16 protein-coding genes are annotated in these 18,083 nt (G+C 55.2%); 8 read left to right on the top strand and 8 right to left on the bottom strand.

Annotated elements, in window-relative coordinates; genetic code table 11:
• Positions 1–229 precede the first annotated feature (229 nt).
• The gene (tyrS, locus tag WD071_RS09595; RefSeq protein ID WP_368048143.1) at positions 230–1,513 is read right to left on the bottom strand and encodes a tyrosine--tRNA ligase; all 1,284 of its coding nucleotides are present in this window, start codon (positions 1,511–1,513) and stop codon (positions 230–232) included.
• Positions 1,514–1,696: 183 nt separating this feature from the next.
• Here tyrS and WD071_RS09590 point away from each other — a divergent pair, with 183 nt between their 5' ends.
• Positions 1,697–3,112 carry a peptidoglycan DD-metalloendopeptidase family protein gene (locus tag WD071_RS09590; RefSeq protein WP_368048142.1) on the top strand — a complete coding sequence of 472 codons (1,416 nt, stop codon included), beginning with the start codon at positions 1,697–1,699 and terminating at the stop codon, positions 3,110–3,112.
• Positions 3,113–3,118: 6 nt separating this feature from the next.
• Positions 3,119–4,231 carry an anhydro-N-acetylmuramic acid kinase gene (locus WD071_RS09585; protein WP_368048141.1) on the top strand — a complete coding sequence of 371 codons (1,113 nt, stop codon included), beginning with the start codon at positions 3,119–3,121 and terminating at the stop codon, positions 4,229–4,231.
• 41 nt (positions 4,232–4,272) lie between these two features.
• Here the strand turns inward: WD071_RS09585 and erpA are convergent, their stop codons facing one another.
• Positions 4,273–4,626 (bottom strand): iron-sulfur cluster insertion protein ErpA, encoded by a 354-nt coding sequence (erpA, locus tag WD071_RS09580; protein WP_368048140.1) that lies wholly within the window; start codon positions 4,624–4,626, stop codon positions 4,273–4,275.
• Positions 4,627–4,807: 181 nt separating this feature from the next.
• On the opposite strand from erpA, the gene WD071_RS09575 reads away from it, so the two are divergent.
• Positions 4,808–7,189, top strand: coding sequence for a TonB-dependent receptor (locus WD071_RS09575; RefSeq protein ID WP_368048139.1), 2,382 nt, complete (start codon positions 4,808–4,810; stop codon positions 7,187–7,189).
• Here WD071_RS09575 and WD071_RS09570 read toward each other — a convergent pair.
• Genes WD071_RS09570 through argC form a run of 3 tightly spaced genes read right to left on the bottom strand, consistent with a single transcriptional unit; the run spans position 7,186 to position 9,452 of the window.
• Positions 7,186–7,656 carry a polymer-forming cytoskeletal protein gene (locus tag WD071_RS09570; protein WP_368048138.1) on the bottom strand — a complete coding sequence of 157 codons (471 nt, stop codon included), beginning with the start codon at positions 7,654–7,656 and terminating at the stop codon, positions 7,186–7,188. The genes WD071_RS09575 and WD071_RS09570 overlap by 4 nt on opposite strands.
• Positions 7,656–8,369 (bottom strand): DUF6776 family protein, encoded by a 714-nt coding sequence (locus WD071_RS09565; RefSeq protein ID WP_368048137.1) that lies wholly within the window; start codon positions 8,367–8,369, stop codon positions 7,656–7,658. Before WD071_RS09565 ends, WD071_RS09570 begins: the two co-directional genes overlap by 1 nt.
• A 45-nt stretch (positions 8,370–8,414) precedes the next feature.
• Complete coding sequence (gene argC, locus WD071_RS09560; protein ID WP_368048136.1) at positions 8,415–9,452, bottom strand: N-acetyl-gamma-glutamyl-phosphate reductase; 1,038 nt, start codon at positions 9,450–9,452, stop codon at positions 8,415–8,417.
• 214 nt (positions 9,453–9,666) lie between these two features.
• Here argC and hemJ point away from each other — a divergent pair, with 214 nt between their 5' ends.
• From hemJ to WD071_RS09535, 5 genes are all read left to right on the top strand, one after another.
• The gene (hemJ, locus tag WD071_RS09555) at positions 9,667–10,095 is read left to right on the top strand and encodes a protoporphyrinogen oxidase HemJ (protein ID WP_368048150.1); all 429 of its coding nucleotides are present in this window, start codon (positions 9,667–9,669) and stop codon (positions 10,093–10,095) included.
• Positions 10,092–10,892 (top strand): hydroxymethylpyrimidine/phosphomethylpyrimidine kinase, encoded by an 801-nt coding sequence (locus tag WD071_RS09550; protein WP_368048135.1) that lies wholly within the window; start codon positions 10,092–10,094, stop codon positions 10,890–10,892. Before hemJ ends, WD071_RS09550 begins: the two co-directional genes overlap by 4 nt.
• A gap of 139 nt (positions 10,893–11,031) precedes the next feature.
• The gene (thiE, locus tag WD071_RS09545) at positions 11,032–11,658 is read left to right on the top strand and encodes a thiamine phosphate synthase (protein WP_368048134.1); all 627 of its coding nucleotides are present in this window, start codon (positions 11,032–11,034) and stop codon (positions 11,656–11,658) included.
• A 27-nt stretch (positions 11,659–11,685) separates the two neighbouring features.
• Positions 11,686–12,999 (top strand): glutamate-1-semialdehyde 2,1-aminomutase, encoded by a 1,314-nt coding sequence (gene hemL, locus WD071_RS09540; RefSeq protein ID WP_368048133.1) that lies wholly within the window; start codon positions 11,686–11,688, stop codon positions 12,997–12,999.
• A 44-nt stretch (positions 13,000–13,043) separates the two neighbouring features.
• Positions 13,044–14,045 (top strand): adenosine kinase, encoded by a 1,002-nt coding sequence (locus WD071_RS09535; RefSeq protein WP_368048132.1) that lies wholly within the window; start codon positions 13,044–13,046, stop codon positions 14,043–14,045.
• Between the two features lie 36 nt (positions 14,046–14,081).
• On the opposite strand, the gene dnaJ is transcribed toward WD071_RS09535, so the two are convergent.
• The 3 genes from dnaJ to grpE form a co-directional block, all read right to left on the bottom strand.
• Positions 14,082–15,197: a molecular chaperone DnaJ gene (gene dnaJ / locus WD071_RS09530; RefSeq protein WP_368048131.1), complete on the bottom strand. Its 1,116-nt coding sequence runs from the start codon at positions 15,195–15,197 to the stop codon at positions 14,082–14,084.
• Between the two features lie 23 nt (positions 15,198–15,220).
• On the bottom strand, positions 15,221–17,146 hold the full coding sequence (gene dnaK, locus WD071_RS09525; protein ID WP_368048130.1) for a molecular chaperone DnaK: 1,926 nt from the start codon (positions 17,144–17,146) through the stop codon (positions 15,221–15,223).
• A gap of 180 nt (positions 17,147–17,326) precedes the next feature.
• On the bottom strand, positions 17,327–17,962 hold the full coding sequence (grpE, locus tag WD071_RS09520) for a nucleotide exchange factor GrpE (RefSeq protein WP_368048129.1): 636 nt from the start codon (positions 17,960–17,962) through the stop codon (positions 17,327–17,329).
• Positions 17,963–18,083: the final 121 nt, after the last annotated feature.

Below are 18,083 nucleotides of genomic sequence, written 5' to 3'. Positions count from 1 at the left end.
AGCCTTCGTGGCTAAGAGGCCGCGTATTATACGCGTTTCGAGCAATCTGGCAAGCCTTTTTTTGCAAATGTTTTGGCAGACTGTGTCTGACAAACAACCCTGCAAAAACCGACTTTGCCGACCCCTGACCAGAGCGTTATCTCGTCAGGGGCGCGCATTATGCCACAGTAAATTTCACCTGCAAGCAGAATTTCATCATGTCGTCATAAATTTTGGGCATTTACGCGGATCAGGCAAAACGCAAGAGGTGAAACAACTTTTTACCCCGCTTTAGCACAATATATTTGCCGAACAGGGCTTCGCCTTTTGTCAGCATCGCGTCAGCATCCACTACTTTTGCACCATTGGCTGACACTGCGCCGGCGGACACAAACTCCCGCGCCACGCGATTTGATGCGGCCAGGCCCGTGCTGACCAACGCCTCTATTATGGATACATGGTCGCCGGCAGCCTCAGTGGCCGGCAGGCCGTCCAGCCGCAACTGCTCGAAGTCCGATTCCGTCAGATCGCCGAGCGCACCGGAGAACAGCGCTGCACTGATGCGCTCAGCCGCACGCAAACCTTCTTCACCATGAACCAGCCCGGTGACCTCTCGCGCCAGCACTCCCTGCGCCGATGGCTTGCCGGTTGCGGCGGCATCAGCGGCCTCAATCTCTGCAATGTCGGCGAGCGACAGGAAGGTGAAATAACGCAGAAACTTGTACACATCAGCATCTGCCGCGTTAAGCCAGAACTGAAAAAAAGCATACGGTGACGTTTTGGCCGGATCCAGCCACACTGTACCGGTTTCGGTTTTACCAAACTTCTGACCGTCGGCCTTGGTCACCAACGGCAGCGTCAACCCATAAACCTGGCCTTGATGCATGCGCCGCGCAAGATCAATGCCGCCGGTGATATTGCCCCACTGATCACTGCCACCGATCTGAATTGTGCAATCATGACGCCGATAGAGCTCGGCAAAATCATATGACTGCAAAATCATGTAACTGAACTCGGTAAAAGATATACCCGAACCCTCCCGCTCAATTCGCTGCTTGACGGATTCCTTTTGAATCATCGCATTAACGGAAAAATGCTTGCCGACGTCGCGAAGAAAACTCAGCACATTCAGCTCACGCGTCCAGTCGAGATTATTTACTACGACGGCAGACGCTGCACCGCAATCGAAATCCAGAAATCGACTCAGCTGTGCTTTAAGAGAGCCCACCCAGCCACCGATCACATCAGTAGAATTCAACTGACGCTCCGCCGCTTTGAAACTGGGATCACCGATCATGCCGGTGGCGCCTCCGACCAGCGCCAGGGGCTTGTGCCCGGCAAGCTGAAATCGGCGCAATGCCAGCAAAGGCACCAGGTGGCCAATATGCAAACTGTCGGCAGTCGGATCGAAGCCACTATATATAGTCCGGCTTCCTCCCAGCAAATGGGGCCGGAATTCATCCTCCGAAGTCATTTGAGAGACCAGACCTCTTGCCTCGAGGTCCGCCAATATATCTATTGTTTTTTGCACCATGACATATATCCGTTAGTAATCCGCGCTTGAAACTCAGCGCAGATTCTACACCATCAGCCGGAATAAGACTTGACCTGAGGCGCAAAAGCCTTAAGAATTGGCGTTTGTGCGTTCACCGGCGCCGTTTATCAGCGCCCGTGATGCATCAGCAGTAATGCGCGTAGAGAGACAAAAATAGCCTCCATGGATTCGATAGCCAAAGCACAACATATCATTCGAAAATACTACCCACGCAACCATCTTTTGCTTGCCGGCGCCCTTGGGCTGGCATTGGTCATCGTCTCCGTTATGGTTCCTGACGGCTCCGTTCATGGAGACCGTCTTCGGCAAAACGACTCACTCACCAGCAACAACCCGGATGATCTAAATTCACTGGTCGGCGCGGTGCAACCCGATTCGGTTGTCGGCCCGTTGCCAGCAAACGGGCCTGCTGTCACTGTCGAGCAGACAGACAGCAGGGCCAACTGGCATTCTCTGACAGTCCAGCCCGGTGACAACCTGTCATCCATATTCGGCAAGGTAGGCCTGCCTGCCCAGGAGCTTTATCGCATCATCAACAGCTCGGACGAAGCCGGTATTCTGAATCGACTGTTCCCCGGATACGAGCTCAGCTTTCATATTCCGGAACCGGGCAAACTGGAACAGCTACAGGTGTTCATGTCACCCCTTGAAGGTTTTGTTTTTACCCGCCAGGACGCGCTCTATCAGGTCGAACCTATTCAGCTGACGCCGGATGTCGTGGAAGTCGTCAAGCAAGGATCCATTGCTGACAGTCTGTTTCTGGCCGGAAAGCAGGCAGATATCCCGGCCAACGTCATCATGGGCATGGCTGACATTTTCGGCGGCGTAATCGACTTTCTGATGGACCCTCGATCTGGAGATCAGTTCAGTATTGTCTACGAAGAAAAATATCTGAACGGTGAGTTTATCGGCACCGGCGAGATACTGGGGGCACAGTTTATCAATCAGGGCCGGGAGCATGCCGCCGTGCGATACGAGAATACGCAGGGCGATGCTGGCTTCTTTAATCCAGACGGGGAAAGCATGCAAAAAGCGTTTTTGCGCAACCCGCTGGATGTGTTTCGTATCAGCTCTAACTTTAACCCCAACCGCCGCCACCCTATTCTGAACACCATCCGCGCCCACCGGGGCACTGACTACGCAGCACCGACCGGAACGCCGATTCGCGCCACCGCTGATGGCACGGTAACCTGGGCAGCCCGCAACGGCTCCTTCGGCAAGCTGGTTGTCATCCAGCATAACGGCAGCTTCGAAACCAAATACGCACACCTTAACGACTACGCCGGCGGCATCAGGAAGGGCAGCCGTGTACAGCAAGGCCAGATCATCGGTTATGTAGGCTCCACCGGCGGCGCAACCGGCCCTCATCTGCACTACGAATTTCTGGTCGGCGGCGTACATAAAGATCCGCGCACCATTGTCGACGAATTACCGCAGGCAATCAGCCTCGACCCGAAAGAGATGCCGCGATTTCAGGAACACGCCAATCGCATTCTTAAACGTTTCAACGAAACAAAGCCCGACGGGCGACTGCTGACCTACACCAACACACCGAGCCAGGCTCCCGGCTCAGAGTGATGCATCATGTCTGATACCGGCTATTTTATAGGCGTTATCTCAGGTACCAGCGTTGACGCAATAGATTGCGCATTGATTGAGTGCGCCCCCGGCAAAACAACACTGCTGGCAACCTGCTCCGGCAAATACCCTGATGACCTGCGCGCTGACGTATTGGCATTGTGTGACAAACCCAACGTCGGCCTGGAAGCACTGGGAACAGTCGACAACCGCATTGGCCGCGCATTCGCGGACACAGTCAATGACCTGCTGAAACAAGCCAGTGTGCCTGCCAGTCAGATAGAAGCCATTGGCAGCCACGGGCAAACCATTTTCCATCAGCCGCTGGGCGACTATCGTTTCAGCATGCAGATAGGTGATCCCAATATTATCGCCGAGCTCACTGGCATCACAACGATCAGTGACTTTCGACGTCGTGACATGGCTGCGGGTGGCCAGGGAGCGCCACTTGCGCCACTTTTTCATCAGCATTTTTTTTATAAAGCAACTGGCCATCGCTGTGTAGTGAACATAGGGGGCATGTCCAACATTACCATGCTAAGTGCTTCTCGCGAGGCAACACCTCGTGGTTTTGATACTGGTCCGGGCAATGTATTGATGGACAGCTGGATTCAGCGGGAACGCGGCATGCGCTTTGACGACTCGGGCCGCTGGGCAGCATCAGGGCAACTGGATCAGGCCTTGTTGCAGGCACTGCTGGACGAACCGTATTTCAGCGTGCCGCCACCTAAAAGTACCGGCCGGGAGCTTTTTAACATGACCTGGCTGCAAAACAAAATAGCCGAAGTCTCGCACTCTGTACCCGCCGCCGATATACAACGGACTTTGCTTGAGCTGACAGCCCTGACCATCGCCCGGTCACTGGATCGTTCGCCCACGACCGAGCTGATTGTTTGTGGCGGCGGCGCACACAATACTGCGCTGCTGGGGCGACTGCAGAGTCTGCTGCCAGATACCCGGGTACTGAGAAGTGACGATTGCGGATTAGCTGCCGACTGGGTAGAGGCAGTAACGTTTGGCTGGCTGGCCCATCGCGCTTTGCGCAGACAGCCTGTAGACAGCCGGGACCTGACCGGTGCCAGACATCCGGTGATCATGGGCGGCATTTATTTCGCCTGACTCAGACCCGGCGAAACGATTTCAGACCCGGCGAAATGTTTTCAGATAGAGAACGACGACCCGCAACCACAGGTAGTGCTGGCCATAGGGTTATTCACGACAAATCGCGAGCCATCCAGGTTCTCGACATAATCCACCCGGGCACCGACCAGATACTGATAGCTCAGCGGATCAACCAGCAGGGTCGCGCCTTTGTGATCTACAACTGTATCGTCTTCAGCAACATCCTCATCAAAACTGAAGCCGTACTGGAAACCTGAACACCCCCCGCCCGTGACAAAGACACGTAATTTGAGGCCAGGTTTGCCTTCTTCCGCAACCAGGGTTTTCACCTTGTCAGCGGCATTATCAGTAAGCGCGATGATGACTGGGTCGTGTGATTGTACTGTGGACATAGAAATACTATTTGAAAGCGGGTTGGGTGCCCGAGAATCGGAAACCGGGATAACAGGAGGAATTATGGTCTTAACCCAGTAAATTAGTCAACTATTGTCGACAGACGGTGCGATTGTTTATTGATAATGCGAATGATAACGATTATTATTCGCTAACAATCACTTTCAGGGACTATCCACCATGTCTGACTACGGCAATCCACTCGCCAGCAACTCTGGCTTCACCACAAACACACTCTTCACTGCCATCGTGAGCACTCTGCTGGGCCTTCACGCGACCTGTGCAACTGCGCAGCCTGCTGTACAGAATGATGCCGAGGAAATCGTTGTCACAGCATCGGGGCTCAGCCAGAAACCCGTCGACGCGCCCGCCAGTATCAGTGTCATCACAAACGCAGAGTTGCAACAACGCCCCTACATGACGCTCATTGACGCCGTTCGCGAACTTGAGGGAGTGGATGTCGGCGAGACCTCAGACAAGACCGGTCAACGCTCAATCAGCATGAGAGGTATGGGATCGGACTACACCCTTCTCCTGATCGACGGCAAGCGCCAGAACAATCATGGTGACATTTATCCGAACAACTTTGGCGGTAATCAATTCAATCACGTCCCGCCTTTGGAAGCCATCGAACGCATTGAAGTCATTCGCGGACCGGCATCAACACTGTACGGCGCTGATGCACTGGGCGGGGTCATCAATATTATCACCCGGAAATCCGCTGACCGCTGGAGTGGCTCTGTCACAGTGGGGAGAAGTTTTCAGGAAAACGACAATTTTGGCACCGACACAACCTATGATCTGGCGCTTTTTGGCCCACTCTATGAGGACAAACTCAGTCTGGCGCTGCGAGCTTCCCGCTATGAACGCGATGCGTCACAACCGGATTACGAAATTATTTACGACCCTGCCGAAAACCCCCACGAACGTTCTCTCGGTTTCGGCGGCGGCGGCAAGACTGTGGACAACATCAACAATTCTGTCGGTTTCACGCTTAACTGGAACCCCACCGCGACACAGCATGTGGCGCTGGACTACGATGTGTCTGAGCAGGAGTACGACAACACACCATTTGTGAACAATCTGGGCACGCTCTCCTACCCGGTGGGCACAGTAGACAATATCGAGTCAATCTGGGCAGTACGGGGCGGGCGGGTCAATCCCCGCGCCGGTTACGCGGCGGAACAGTTATTCAATCGCGACCAGTGGTCCATTACCCATGACGCAGACTGGGGTTTTGGCAGAAGCCTGATTTCTCTTGCTCATGTCGATACCACAAACGAAGGCCGCACATTGCCCCTGACAGTGGCTGAACGCCTGCAGCTCCAGGACATGTGGGACGCTACCGGCGAGTTCGCGGGACTTAGCGAGGACGAACGCCGCAGTCTGGCACAATCCACCTTCCTGCCACGACCGGCACGCAACCTGGACAGCAAACAATATACGCTGGATGCAAGGATGGAGGTTCCTGTCGCCGGTTTTGTTGGCCAGCACCATTTTGTGTTTGGTGGCCAGTTGATTGACGGCGAACTGGACGACGGCGTTTTTGGCATGGAAGGCGGGCAGGATGGGGCCGGCGTTGTTCAGGAACACAATATGTTCTCCCTGTTTGTGGAAGACAACTGGACTCCCATCGAACCACTGACTTTTACGCTGGGTCTGCGTCACGACGACCATGAAGTCTTTGGTAACCGTCTGAGCCCGCGCGCATATGCCGTGTATACCATCAGCGACAGCTGGACCACCAAGGGCGGCATAAGCACAGGTTACAAGACACCGAAAACCACCGACCTGTATGACGGCATCACCGGTTTCGGCGGTCAGGGTACCTCCCCCTTCGTGGGCAACCCGGATCTGGAGCCGGAAACCAGTGTCAACAAGGAGGTCGCGCTGTATTGGACGTCGCTGGCCAATCGCCACAACTTCAACATCACTTATTTTGTTAATGATTTTGAAGACAAGATTAACCGCGGCGAAACCAGTTTGAGCTGTGCGCAGACAGGCGGTGTTCGTCCCTGCGCCAATCTTGGCTCCTACGAGTCGTTGAACTACACCAGCTATTCGCAAAAGGTCAACATCGACGAAGCACAAATACAGGGTGTGGAAGTTGTCGGGCGATACCAGATACTCGACCGCCTGTCACTGCGCGCAAACTACACCTGGACGGACAGCGAACAGCTCACCGGTCCGTCTGCTGGCCAGCCGCTGACAAACACGGCAGAAAACATGGCCAATGCCACCCTCGACTGGATGGCTACTACTGCAGTGAGCGTTCAGCTCACCATGGAGTCACGATCAGATCGCTTCCGGGGAACTGACGCCAACGGCGATTTCATATATTACAAACCCTACGAAGTATTACACCTGGGCGCGCAGTATCACTTTAATGAAAACATTACCCTGAGTGCACGCATCAACAATCTGCTGGACGAGGATTTTACGGCTTTCGATACCACCTTCTTCCAGGAGACAGACGGCACCTACACGCCCTCGTTCACCGATCACTACAACAACAAGGACAAGGCAAGAAACTTCTGGGTAAGTGTTAACGCCAACTTCTAGTGGCTCTCGGCCGGATCGCCTCGTCCCTGACGGGGTGACTCCGGTTCGCTGCCAGTGACAGGCTCATGTTGATAGGTCAGTGCTTTCCTGGGCTGGCTTTGCTCGCTATTACACAACAAACTGCCGTTCACCCGCGCGCCCATCACCATTTCAAGCAGTTGATAGTGCACATCTCCGGAAATGAGAGCCTTGGCGGCCAGCTCAATATGTTTGCAGGCATGTATATCACCTGTCACCGTGCCGTTTACAACGACATTGGGCACGTTGATTTCGCCCTCTATGACACCCTGCTCTGCGACCCGAAGTACGGCGTCGGAATCCTCTGCAGCACTGATATTGCCGGTGACTCGACCTTCGACAATCAGTTCGCCATCAAATTTCAGGTCGCCATCAAGCTCGGTAGCGGCTGATATCAAGGTATGCGCCATCACCCTGTTCTTGCGCGCTTTGTTTTGCGATCCGAACATCAATTATCCCCCTCGGGCTGCCATGGCATACGCTCGCTAAACATTACAGTTGACGACGAGCCAGCGTTGAAGTCGAGCTTAACATGTTTGGCGACAAAACCGGATGGGATCACCACATCCCCTTCCAGCACCTGAAGGTAGCGTATGCTCACCGGCTCAACAAGCCTCACGGTCTGCTCAACCATACCTTCAGGCCCCTGCAAATCACCCAGTTCTGATACGCCGGTAACTGCGATACTGAGTTTTCCGGTCAATTCAGCACCATTGGCACCAGTGTAGGCCAGAACCAGCCGGTACCGGTAGTGATCAGGCAGCTCTGTATCAAGCAATTGCCATGACTGCAGCGTCAGCGCTGCATCTGCTGCGTCAAGGTCAAGCGCCATAACTTGCCTGTACAGCGCAACATCCCGCTCAAGCGATGCCACCTTGTTACGTAACGCGGCAATGGAGGCCTGAGCCTGGGCATTGGCCTGCTCATCAACTTCCTGATTTCGTTCCGCCACCGACAACGCCGCACGCAGTTCCGCAAGTTGCCTGGAGGAGCGTTGGACGTCGGACAATCCCTGAGAGTGTGCCAGGTTAAGTTCGGCAAGAGTCCCGGCACCGCGATCAAACCCCGTGCGATACGCCATCAATACCAGGATGACGATCAGCAACAGACCCGACAGCCAGACGGCCGCACGCTGCCACGGGCGATGTGGCACCACAGTCATTCGGTGTTGTCTGCTGCCTTTAACCGCACCTGGCATAATGGGTACTTACAGTAGTAACGAAATGGTGTTCAGGCCGGCCGTCTCGTTCAGGCCGAACATGATATTCATGTTCTGCACCGCCTGCCCGGAAGCACCTTTAACAAGGTTGTCGATCACTGATAAGACAACAATATTGTTGCTACGTTCCAGATAATGCACAGCAAGCTGGCATCGGTTGGAACCTTTGACATTACGCGTAGCAGGCTGCGAACCCATTGGCATGACATCAACAAATGGCTCCGCCCGGTAGCGATCCTCGAACAATGACTGCAGTTGTGCCGCACTGACGTCTGTGACCGGCGACGAGTACAGGGTGGCATGGATACCCCGTATCATAGGGGTCAGGTGAGGTATGAAGGTCAGGCCCACATCCCGACCGGCAGCCGCACGCAGGCCCTGTGAAATTTCCGGCAGATGCCTGTGTCCTGCCACACCATACGCATTCATCGACTCCGACGATTCACATAACAGGCTGCCGACAGCCGCCTTGCGACCGGCACCGCTGACGCCGGACTTGGCATCGGCAATCAGGTGCGAAGGATCGACCAGCGCATTTTCCAGCAATGGCAGAAAACCCAGTTGCACCGCGGTTGGATAACACCCCGGCACCGCTACCAATTGCGCATCGCGAATCCGGTCCCGATTCACTTCGGGCAGGCCATAAACGGCTTTGGCGATTAATTCAGGGCTTTCATGCGCCTCTTTATACCATTGCTCCCACTCTGCCTGATCTTTCAACCTGAAATCAGCCGACAGGTCGATAACGCGCACACCACGCGCCATCAGAGCGGCCGCAGTTTTCATGGCGACTGTATGCGGGGTCGCATAAAACACCACGTCACAGGCAGCCAGCGCATCTTCATCCGGGGCAGTAAAAGCCAGATCTACGTAGCCGCGCAAGTTCGGAAACAGGGAGGATACAGCCGTGCCATCCAGCTCCCGCGATGTCACCACCTCAATACTGACGGCGTCATGCAATGCCAGCAGGCGCAGCAATTCTACGCCCGTATATCCTGTGGCTCCGACTATTCCTGCTTTAATCACGGTATTCTCCTGCGTATGTCTGACAAATTATGTAAGGTATTGTAGCACCTGATTCTGCAACCTGATTCTAACACCTGATTCCAGCGTCCGGGTCAGACTCTTGGGCCTGATACCTGAGATGCATCAACACAGACCGCCTTTTTGCGGCCTTTTGCTATACGTGATCGAATGCTGGCGTCATAATCAGCGTTTGTTAATGTCCAATCATAGCGGGATACCCATGGCCTGGATCGAAGCATTCCATATTATTGCCGTCATCAGCTGGTTTGCAGGCATTTTTTACCTGCCGCGTCTGTTTGTCTATCATGCCATGAGCGACGACCAGACCAGCAAAGACAGGTTTGTCATCATGGAGCGAAAACTGTACTGGGGCATCAGCACACCCGCCGCCATCGCCACGGTTGTGTTTGGAACCTGGCTGGTCGCGTCAGCACCCGGCTTCTATCTGTCCCAGGGCTGGTTGCATGCCAAATTGACCCTGGTCGCACTGGTCGTTGTGTACCACATCAGTTGCTGGTGGTTCATGGTGCGTTTTAGGGAGGATCGCAACACCCACAGCCATGTATTTTTCCGCTACTTCAATGAAGCGCCGGTACTGGCCCTGATTGCCATCGTCATTCTTGTGGTTGTGAAACCATTTTGAGCCATCCGCAGTCAGATGCCGTGGGCATCAAACCTGCTGTGTTATGCCTGTCCGGTCTCGACCCCACCGGTGGTGCCGGCATTCAGGCTGACATAGAAACGCTGTTCGCCAACGGGTGCCACTGCCTGCCGGTGGTCACCTCACTGACTGTACAGGACACCCGCAACGTCATCCGCACGCAGGCGGTTTCCGCTGATACCCTGCGCAGGCAGATTGACGCCATTCTGGCCGATATCCCGGTACTTGCCATCAAAATCGGATTAATCGATAGCCTCGAAGTTCTGGCACTGATTGCCGAAGTGATTACTGACCAGCCATCCATCCCGGTGGTAGCGGATCCGGTCCTGAAGGCGGGCGGCGGTTTCAGTTTCAGCGGCGAAGCGCTGGTTGAGGCCTATCGCAGGCTCATCATACCCGGAGTTACCGTCCTCACGCCAAACACCGACGAATTAAAGACACTGAGTCCGGGTTTTGCCAGCCCCGAACTCGCCGCTGCTGCCTTGATGGACTCCGGTTGCCAGCATGTTCTGCTGACCGGCACCCATGCCGACACCAGAGATGTCACCAACACGTTGTTCGGCCGCAGCACGCCGCCCGAGAGCTGGTCCTGGCCAAGACTGCCTGGCAGCTATCACGGCTCCGGCTGCACGCTGGCAGCGGCGCTGGCCGCAGGACTGGCCAAGGGTTATCCCATGCCAAAAGCGGCGGCAAGCGCTCAGACATTTACCTGGCAGGCGCTGCAGCGAGGCTGGAGCGCCGGTCAAGGCCAGATCTTGCCTGATCGGCGATCCGGATAGGCTTGTTCTGTGAACTGTCAGTAAGCCCATTTGCACCAGGTTTGTCCGCGGCCCATGCTGCTCTGTTAGAATAACGCAGCAACAGTTATCACACATTTTGGCCACCAAGGTTTTAATCATCGCCACAGCAGGAGTCCGATTGTCAGACCAGTTTGCAGCATCAGGCGTATATGCCATTACCGACGAACACCTGTTGACGGATGCGACGTTACTCACGGCCGCTGAGCAGGCACTGACAGGCGGTGTGCGGGTATTACAGTACCGTCGCAAAACCGGCGAATTTCGCGACCGGGTAACCCAGGCAGCTGCCCTGAAAGCGCTGTGCCGACGCTACCAGGCAAGTCTGATTATCAATGATGATATTGACCTTTGCCAGGCGATAGACGCAGATGGCGTGCATTTGGGCCAGTCTGATACTGCCCTGGCGGATGCGCGCTACCGGCTCGGGCCGGGGGCCATCATCGGCATCAGTTGTCACGATGAACCGGCACTGGTGGCTATGGCGGAGCGTCATGGGGCCAGTTATATCGCGCTGGGACGTTTTTTCCCGTCACAGACCAAGCCGGATGCACCGGCCGCCAGCATAGAAAACTTGCGCGTGATTCGCCAGCAAACCACGCTGCCTATAGTCGCCATCGGTGGCATCACCGCAGAAAATGGCCGGTCGTTGATCGACGCCGGCGCGGACATGCTGGCCGTCATCAATTATCTGTTTGCCGCGCAGGATATTCAGGCGCGGGCTCGAGAACTTAACAATCTGTTTTAAATAGTTTTATTGATACAAGAGGTACTTATGTCCCAGGTTACATCTGACAATCACCACCCGACTGTCCGTTCCGCCGCACTTTTTGATGAGGCCCAGCAATACATCCCGGGAGGCGTCAATTCACCGGTCAGGGCATTCCGTGGCGTCGGCGGCACACCTCTGTTCTTCAATCACGGCGAAGGTGCCTGGCTGATTGATGAGGACAACAACCGCTACGTCGACTATGTCGGCGCCTGGGGGCCATTGATCCTCGGGCATTGTCATCCAGCGGTCATTGGTGCACTGCAGGAGCAATTGAGTCGCGGGCTGGGCTATGGGGCTTCCACCGCTGCCGAGGTCGAGATCGCGCGCACAATCTGCAAACTGGTGCCATCGATAGAGCGGGTACGGCTGGTCACTTCAGGTACTGAAGCCACCATGAGCGCGATCCGCCTGGCACGCGGTTACACACGACGCGATAAGGTCGTCAAATTCGAAGGGTGCTACCACGGCCACGTTGATGGTCTGCTGGTCAAGGCCGGGTCCGGTGCTCTGACACTGGGTGAACCTGACTCGCTGGGCGTACCCAAAGCATATACTGACCTGACGTATGTTCTGCCTTACAACGATATTGCCGCCATGCAGGCATTGTTCAGAGAGCACGGCGATGAGATCGCCTGCATCATTGTTGAACCCATTGCCGGCAACATGAATATGGTACCGCCCGTGCCGGGCTTCCTGGAAACGATGCGGGAGCTGTGCACCGAACACGGCAGCGTGTTGATATTTGATGAGGTGATGACCGGCTTCAGGGTGGCACTGGGCGGGGCGCAATCAGTCTACGGCATCACGCCCGATCTGACGGCTCTTGGCAAAGTCATTGGCGGTGGTCTGCCAGTAGGGGCCTTTGGCGGCCGCAAGGACATCATGGACTGCATCGCACCCCAGGGCGGCGTTTACCAGGCAGGCACCCTGTCTGGCAGCCCGCTGGCAGTGGCTGCAGGCCAGGCCATGCTGCGGGAAATCCAGAAACCCGGCTTTTACGAGGATCTCGGCGCAACCACCGAAGCCATGCTCGCCGGCCTGAGCGATCGCGCCAAAGCAGCCGGCATTCCCTTTACCACGAATCAGGTGGGCGGCATGTTTGGCTGCTTCTTTTCCAGTGAAGAGAAGGTCACTCGCTTTGATCAGGTCATGGCCTGCAACGTTGAGCAGTTCCGCAAATATTTCCACTTGATGCTGGACAACAATGTGTACCTGGCACCGTCGGCTTTCGAGGCCGGATTCGTGTCCGCTGCTCATGGCGAGAGCGAAATCGATACGACGCTGGCAGCTGCCGGGAAGGCATTTGCCGCACTCTGAAGCGCTAATCACACGACATAAAAAAACAGGCAAGGACAGTTAATATGAGTCACTATGATGTATATGGCATTGGCAACGCACTGGTCGACAAAGAATTCGAAGTTGAGGATAGTTTTTTTGCCGAAGCGGGTATAGAAAAAGGTTTCATGACTTTGATTGAGGAGGACAGGCAACAACAGCTGCTCGACCTGCTCAGCAGTCGTTATCCGCTGAAGAAACAGGCCGGTGGCGGCTCCGCCGCGAACACGCTGTACGCACTGAGCCAGTTTGGCGGTAAAGCCTTTTACTCGTGCAAGGTTGCAGGTGACGAGCCCGGCGATTTTTACATGGCCGAGTTGGGCAACCACAATATCGAAACCAATCTGCTGCCACAGCGTGAAGCCGGCACTACCGGTCGCTGTGTCGTGATGGTGACACCTGACGCTGAGCGCACGATGCTGACTCACCTTGGGATTTCCCAGTACGTATCAGAGCAGGAAGTAAAAGCAGATGCGGTAAAACTTGCCAAGTATATCTACATCGAAGGCTACCTGGTCACCTCTGACTCAGCACGCGCAGCAGCCAGAAAATTGAAACAGATCGCCCGGGACAATAATGTGAAAACAGCCATGACATTTTCCGATCCCGCGATGGTGGAATACTTCCGGGACGGCGTCAACGAGGTGCTCGGTGACGGTGTCGACCTGCTGTTCTGTAATGAACAAGAGGCCAGGATCTGGTCTGGCGAGGAAGACTTTGAGGCTGCCTGCAACAAACTGAAAACCATCGCAGGACAATTTGCGGTTACGCGGGGGGCGCGGGGCGCACGCCTATTCGACGGCAGCGTTTACGTTGATATCGCTGCCCACCCGGTCAAGGCGGTTGATACCAACGGTGCCGGAGACATGTTTTCAGGGGCCTTCATGTATGCCATCACACAAGGCATGAGTTTCCGGCAAGCGGGTGAACTCGCCAGCCTGGCATCGGCGACAGTCGTTTCCGAATTTGGTCCACGCCTGACGCCGGGCGCACATGCGTCGGTATTGCAGAAATTCAACACTCTCTGAATTCAACACCCTCTGAATTCAGAGGGTGTGCAGCAGTCAGGCGCGCAGATCATCGACAAACTTTTTCACGCCATCAAACCACGAGGTTTTCTTGGGTGACTGCTGACCTTCGCTTTCACCGATACTCTGAAATTCCTGCAGAATATCCTTCTGGCGTCGCGTCAGCTTTACCGGTGTTTCTACCATCACGCGACACAGCAGATCACCTGGCGGGCCACCTCGCACTGACGTAACACCCTTACCGCGCAGACGGAACAGTTTGCCGGTTTGTGTTTCCGCCGGTATCTTCAGCTTGACGCGACCATCCAGTGTCGGCACCTCAAGCTCTCCGCCCAGTGCTGCATCAACAAAACTGATCGGGATCTCGCAATGCAGGTCACGGCCATCACGCGCAAACAACTTGTGCGGGCGCATATGCACTTGCACATACAGATCGCCGGATGGTCCACCATTGACACCGGCCTGGCCTTCACCAGTCAGGCGAATGCGGTCGCCATCATCAACACCGGCAGGCACTTTCACAGACAGCGTCTTCTGCTCTTCGACCTGACCACGGCCATGACAGGTGTTACACGGATCCTTGATCTGTTTGCCGCTACCCTGACAGCGCGGACAGGTCTGCTGCACAGAGAAAAAACCCTGCTGCATGCGCACCTGCCCGATGCCATTACAGGTCGTACAATCGACCGGCGAGGAACCTTTTTTGGCACCAGTGCCATCGCAGCTGGAGCAGTTGACTGCCGTCGGAATACGGATCTTGACAGTGGTGCCCTTGACGGCGTTCTCCAGATCCAGCTCCAGGTTGTAACGCAGATCAGCGCCTTTGCGCACGCCACCGCGACCACCCCGGCCGCCACTGCCACCAAAAATGTCGCCGAAAATATCACTGAAGATATCCCCGAAATCACCCGCACCACCACCCTGTGGGTTGACGCCAGCGTGGCCGTACTGATCGTAGCGCGCCTTTTTGTCGGCATCAGACAACACTTCAAACGCTTCGTTCGCTTCCTTGAACTTTTCTTCGGATTCCTTGTTATCCGGATTCCGGTCGGGGTGGTGCTTCATGGCCACGCGGCGGTAAGCTTTTTTTAATTCAGCTTCCGTCGCGTCACGACCAACACCCAATACTTCGTAATAATCTCTTTTCGACATAGTCCATCAGCCAGGCTGTTTTTTTATTTATCGTCTTTAACTTCTTCGAACTCGGCATCGACGGCGTCGTCTGAAGTTGATTCACTACCGGTGTCACCACCTGCTTCACCTGCCTGGCCACCAGCACCCTGCTGCTCGGCATACATTTTCTGCGCCAGCCCGGATGAAGCTTCAGTCAGCTCATTTGTGCGTGCCTTGATCTGCTCAATGTCACCGGACTTCATGGCTTCTTCCAGCGCCGTGATGGCTGCTTCGATCTTTTCTTTCTCGTCGGCTTCTACCTTGTCGGCAGCATCCGTCAGTGTTTTACGTGTAGCGTGAATCAGGCCATCAGCGGTGTTGCGCGCTGTTACCAATTCTTCGAATTTTTTGTCATCGGCGGCATGCGCCTCCGCGTCCTTGACCATTTTCTCAATCTCTTCATCCGACAGACCACTGGATGATTTGATCACGATGGACTGCTCCTTGCCCGTCGCCTTGTCTTTGGCCGACACATGCAGAATACCGTTGGCATCCAGATCAAAGGCGACCTCAATCTGCGGCATGCCGCGTGCGGCCGGCGGAATATCACTCAGATCAAAACGACCCAGTGACTTGTTCTGGTTGGCCTGCTTGCGCTCACCCTGAACCACGTGAATCGTAACCGCCGTCTGATTGTCGTCTGCAGTCGAGAACACCTGCGTCTTTTTAGTCGGAATGGTGGTGTTTTTGTCGATCAGCACGCTGGTCACCCCACCCATGGTTTCGATACCCAGAGACAGCGGCGTCACATCCAGCAACAGGACATCGTTGACCTCACCGGCCAGCACCGCAGCCTGAATGGAAGCGCCGATGGCGACAGCTTCGTCAGGGTTTACATCGCGGCGCGCATCCTTGCCAAAGAACTCGGCCACTTTTTTCTGCACCAGCGGCATACGGGTCTGGCCACCAACCAGAATGACATCATCGATTTTCTTGACATCAAGTCCGGCATCTTTCAGAGCCATCTTCAGCGGTGCAATCGTGCGGTCAACCAGCTCTTCAACCAGCGACTCGAACTTGGCACGTGTCAGCTTTTGCACCAGGTGTTTCGGGCCTGAGGCGTCGGCCGTCACATAGGGCAGGTTGATCTCGGTCTGCTGGGCAGACGACAGCTCGATCTTGGCTTTCTCGGCCGCTTCCTTCAGACGCTGCAGGGCCAGCGGATCGCTGCGCAGGTCCATGCCGCTTTCTTTCTTGAATTCGTCTGCCAGATAGTCGATCAGGCGCAGGTCGAAATCCTCACCGCCCAGAAAGGTATCACCGTTGGTAGAAAGCACTTCGAAGGTATGTTCACCGTCGGTCTCGGCAATTTCGATGATGGAGATATCGAAAGTACCGCCACCCAGGTCATAAACCGCGATGGTGCTGTCACCGCCCTTCTTGTCCATGCCATAAGCCAGCGCCGCAGCGGTTGGCTCATTGATGATACGCTTGATCTCAAGACCGGCGATTTTACCAGCATCCTTGGTCGCCTGACGCTGAGAGTCATTGAAGTAGGCAGGAACGGTGACAACCGCTTCCGTAACCGGCTCACCGAGGTAGTCTTCGGCGGTCTTTTTCATCTTTTTCAGAATCTGTGCTGAAATCTCCGGCGGCGACATGTTTTTGTCGTTGACGCGCACCCAGGCATCACCGTTGTCAGCCTTGGTAATTTCGTAGGGCACCATCTTGATGTCTTTCTGAACCACATCGTCCTGGAACTGGCGACCGATCAAACGCTTGATGGCAAACAGCGTATTCTTGGGATTGGTCACAGACTGGCGCTTGGCCGGCTGACCCACCAGGGTTTCACCATCTTTGGTGTAAGCAATCACCGACGGGGTGGTGCGATCACCCTCGGCATTCTCGATCACCTTGGCCTTGCCACCTTCCATCACAGCAACACAGGAGTTTGTCGTTCCCAGGTCTATACCGATAATCTTGCCCATAATCTCATCTCCACTTAAATCTACCCGTCTTGTCTGATTCGAGACCCGGGCTGATGCATACAAAAATTGTGTTTATTTCATTCTGTTTAATACAACGTTGAAGCTCTATATTGGTACTTTTACGCAAAATTCAAGAGCTCAGGCGTCAAATTCATCAGGTATTCCCGCTCAGTCCGCCGGTCAGGCCTTCACATCAACGCCTTCAGTCGGCGCCCTGGAGACCATAACCATGGCCGGGCGCAACACGCGCCCATTCAGGCTGTAGCCTTTTTGCATGACTGCCAGCACCGTATCAGGCTCTGCTGTCGTGCTTTCCTGCATGCCCATGGCCTGGTGAAATTGCGGGTTGAACGGCTCACCCACCGGATCCAGCACCTCCACATTGAATTTCTTCAGGCAGTCGAGGAAACTTTTCAGCGTCAGCTCGACTCCCTGGCGCAAAGCACCGAGCTTCTCATGCTCATCACCGTCTACCGCCTGCAGGGCTCGTTCCAGATTGTCCAGTACCGGCAACAGGTCCGAGACCAGCTTCTCCTGGCCGTATTTGTGTGCCTTTTCAACGTCCTGCTCAGCCCGGCGGCGCACATTCTGCATGTCGGCATGCAGGCGCAGGATATCCGCCTGATGACCCGCTGCGGCGGCCTCCGCCTGATCCAGGCGCTCCAGAGCCTGCTCGAGCGTCAGATCTTCAGATGCCTCAGCTGTCTCAGCGTTGCCGGCCTTGCCATTTTGTTCCGGCGTACCCTGCTGTTCAGTTGCCTGGGCATCCTGCTCCTTTCGCTCTTGTTCCTGCTCACTGGTGTTCTGATCTGCCATGTCCTCACCCTGATTGTCGGTTGTGTCAAAAAATCTGCATACTGCTTATTCGGTGCTCGTGTATGTTATCCGGTGCCCATGCCAGCCCTCAGGCGCACACCGATCACAACAACGGCTGATA

It is taken from the genome of Pseudohongiella sp., assembly GCF_040877505.1.
GTDB lineage: Bacteria > Pseudomonadota > Gammaproteobacteria > Pseudomonadales > Pseudohongiellaceae > Pseudohongiella.
The sequence above is the reverse complement of the archived record's forward strand: the minus strand, read 5'-3'. Positions and strand labels throughout refer to the sequence as shown.

Coding starts and splice junctions, on each gene's coding strand:
- tyrS (WP_368048143.1), bottom strand. CDS start 1,513: ATGGTGCAAAAAACAATAGATATATTGGCGGACCTCGAGGCAAGAGGT.
- WD071_RS09590 (WP_368048142.1), top strand. CDS start 1,697: ATGGATTCGATAGCCAAAGCACAACATATCATTCGAAAATACTACCCA.
- WD071_RS09585 (WP_368048141.1), top strand. CDS start 3,119: ATGTCTGATACCGGCTATTTTATAGGCGTTATCTCAGGTACCAGCGTT.
- erpA (WP_368048140.1), bottom strand. CDS start 4,626: ATGTCCACAGTACAATCACACGACCCAGTCATCATCGCGCTTACTGAT.
- WD071_RS09575 (WP_368048139.1), top strand. CDS start 4,808: ATGTCTGACTACGGCAATCCACTCGCCAGCAACTCTGGCTTCACCACA.
- WD071_RS09570 (WP_368048138.1), bottom strand. CDS start 7,656: ATGTTCGGATCGCAAAACAAAGCGCGCAAGAACAGGGTGATGGCGCAT.
- WD071_RS09565 (WP_368048137.1), bottom strand. CDS start 8,369: ATGACTGTGGTGCCACATCGCCCGTGGCAGCGTGCGGCCGTCTGGCTG.
- hemL (WP_368048133.1), top strand. CDS start 11,686: ATGTCCCAGGTTACATCTGACAATCACCACCCGACTGTCCGTTCCGCC.
- WD071_RS09535 (WP_368048132.1), top strand. CDS start 13,044: ATGAGTCACTATGATGTATATGGCATTGGCAACGCACTGGTCGACAAA.
- dnaJ (WP_368048131.1), bottom strand. CDS start 15,197: ATGTCGAAAAGAGATTATTACGAAGTATTGGGTGTTGGTCGTGACGCG.
- dnaK (WP_368048130.1), bottom strand. CDS start 17,146: ATGGGCAAGATTATCGGTATAGACCTGGGAACGACAAACTCCTGTGTT.
- grpE (WP_368048129.1), bottom strand. CDS start 17,962: ATGGCAGATCAGAACACCAGTGAGCAGGAACAAGAGCGAAAGGAGCAG.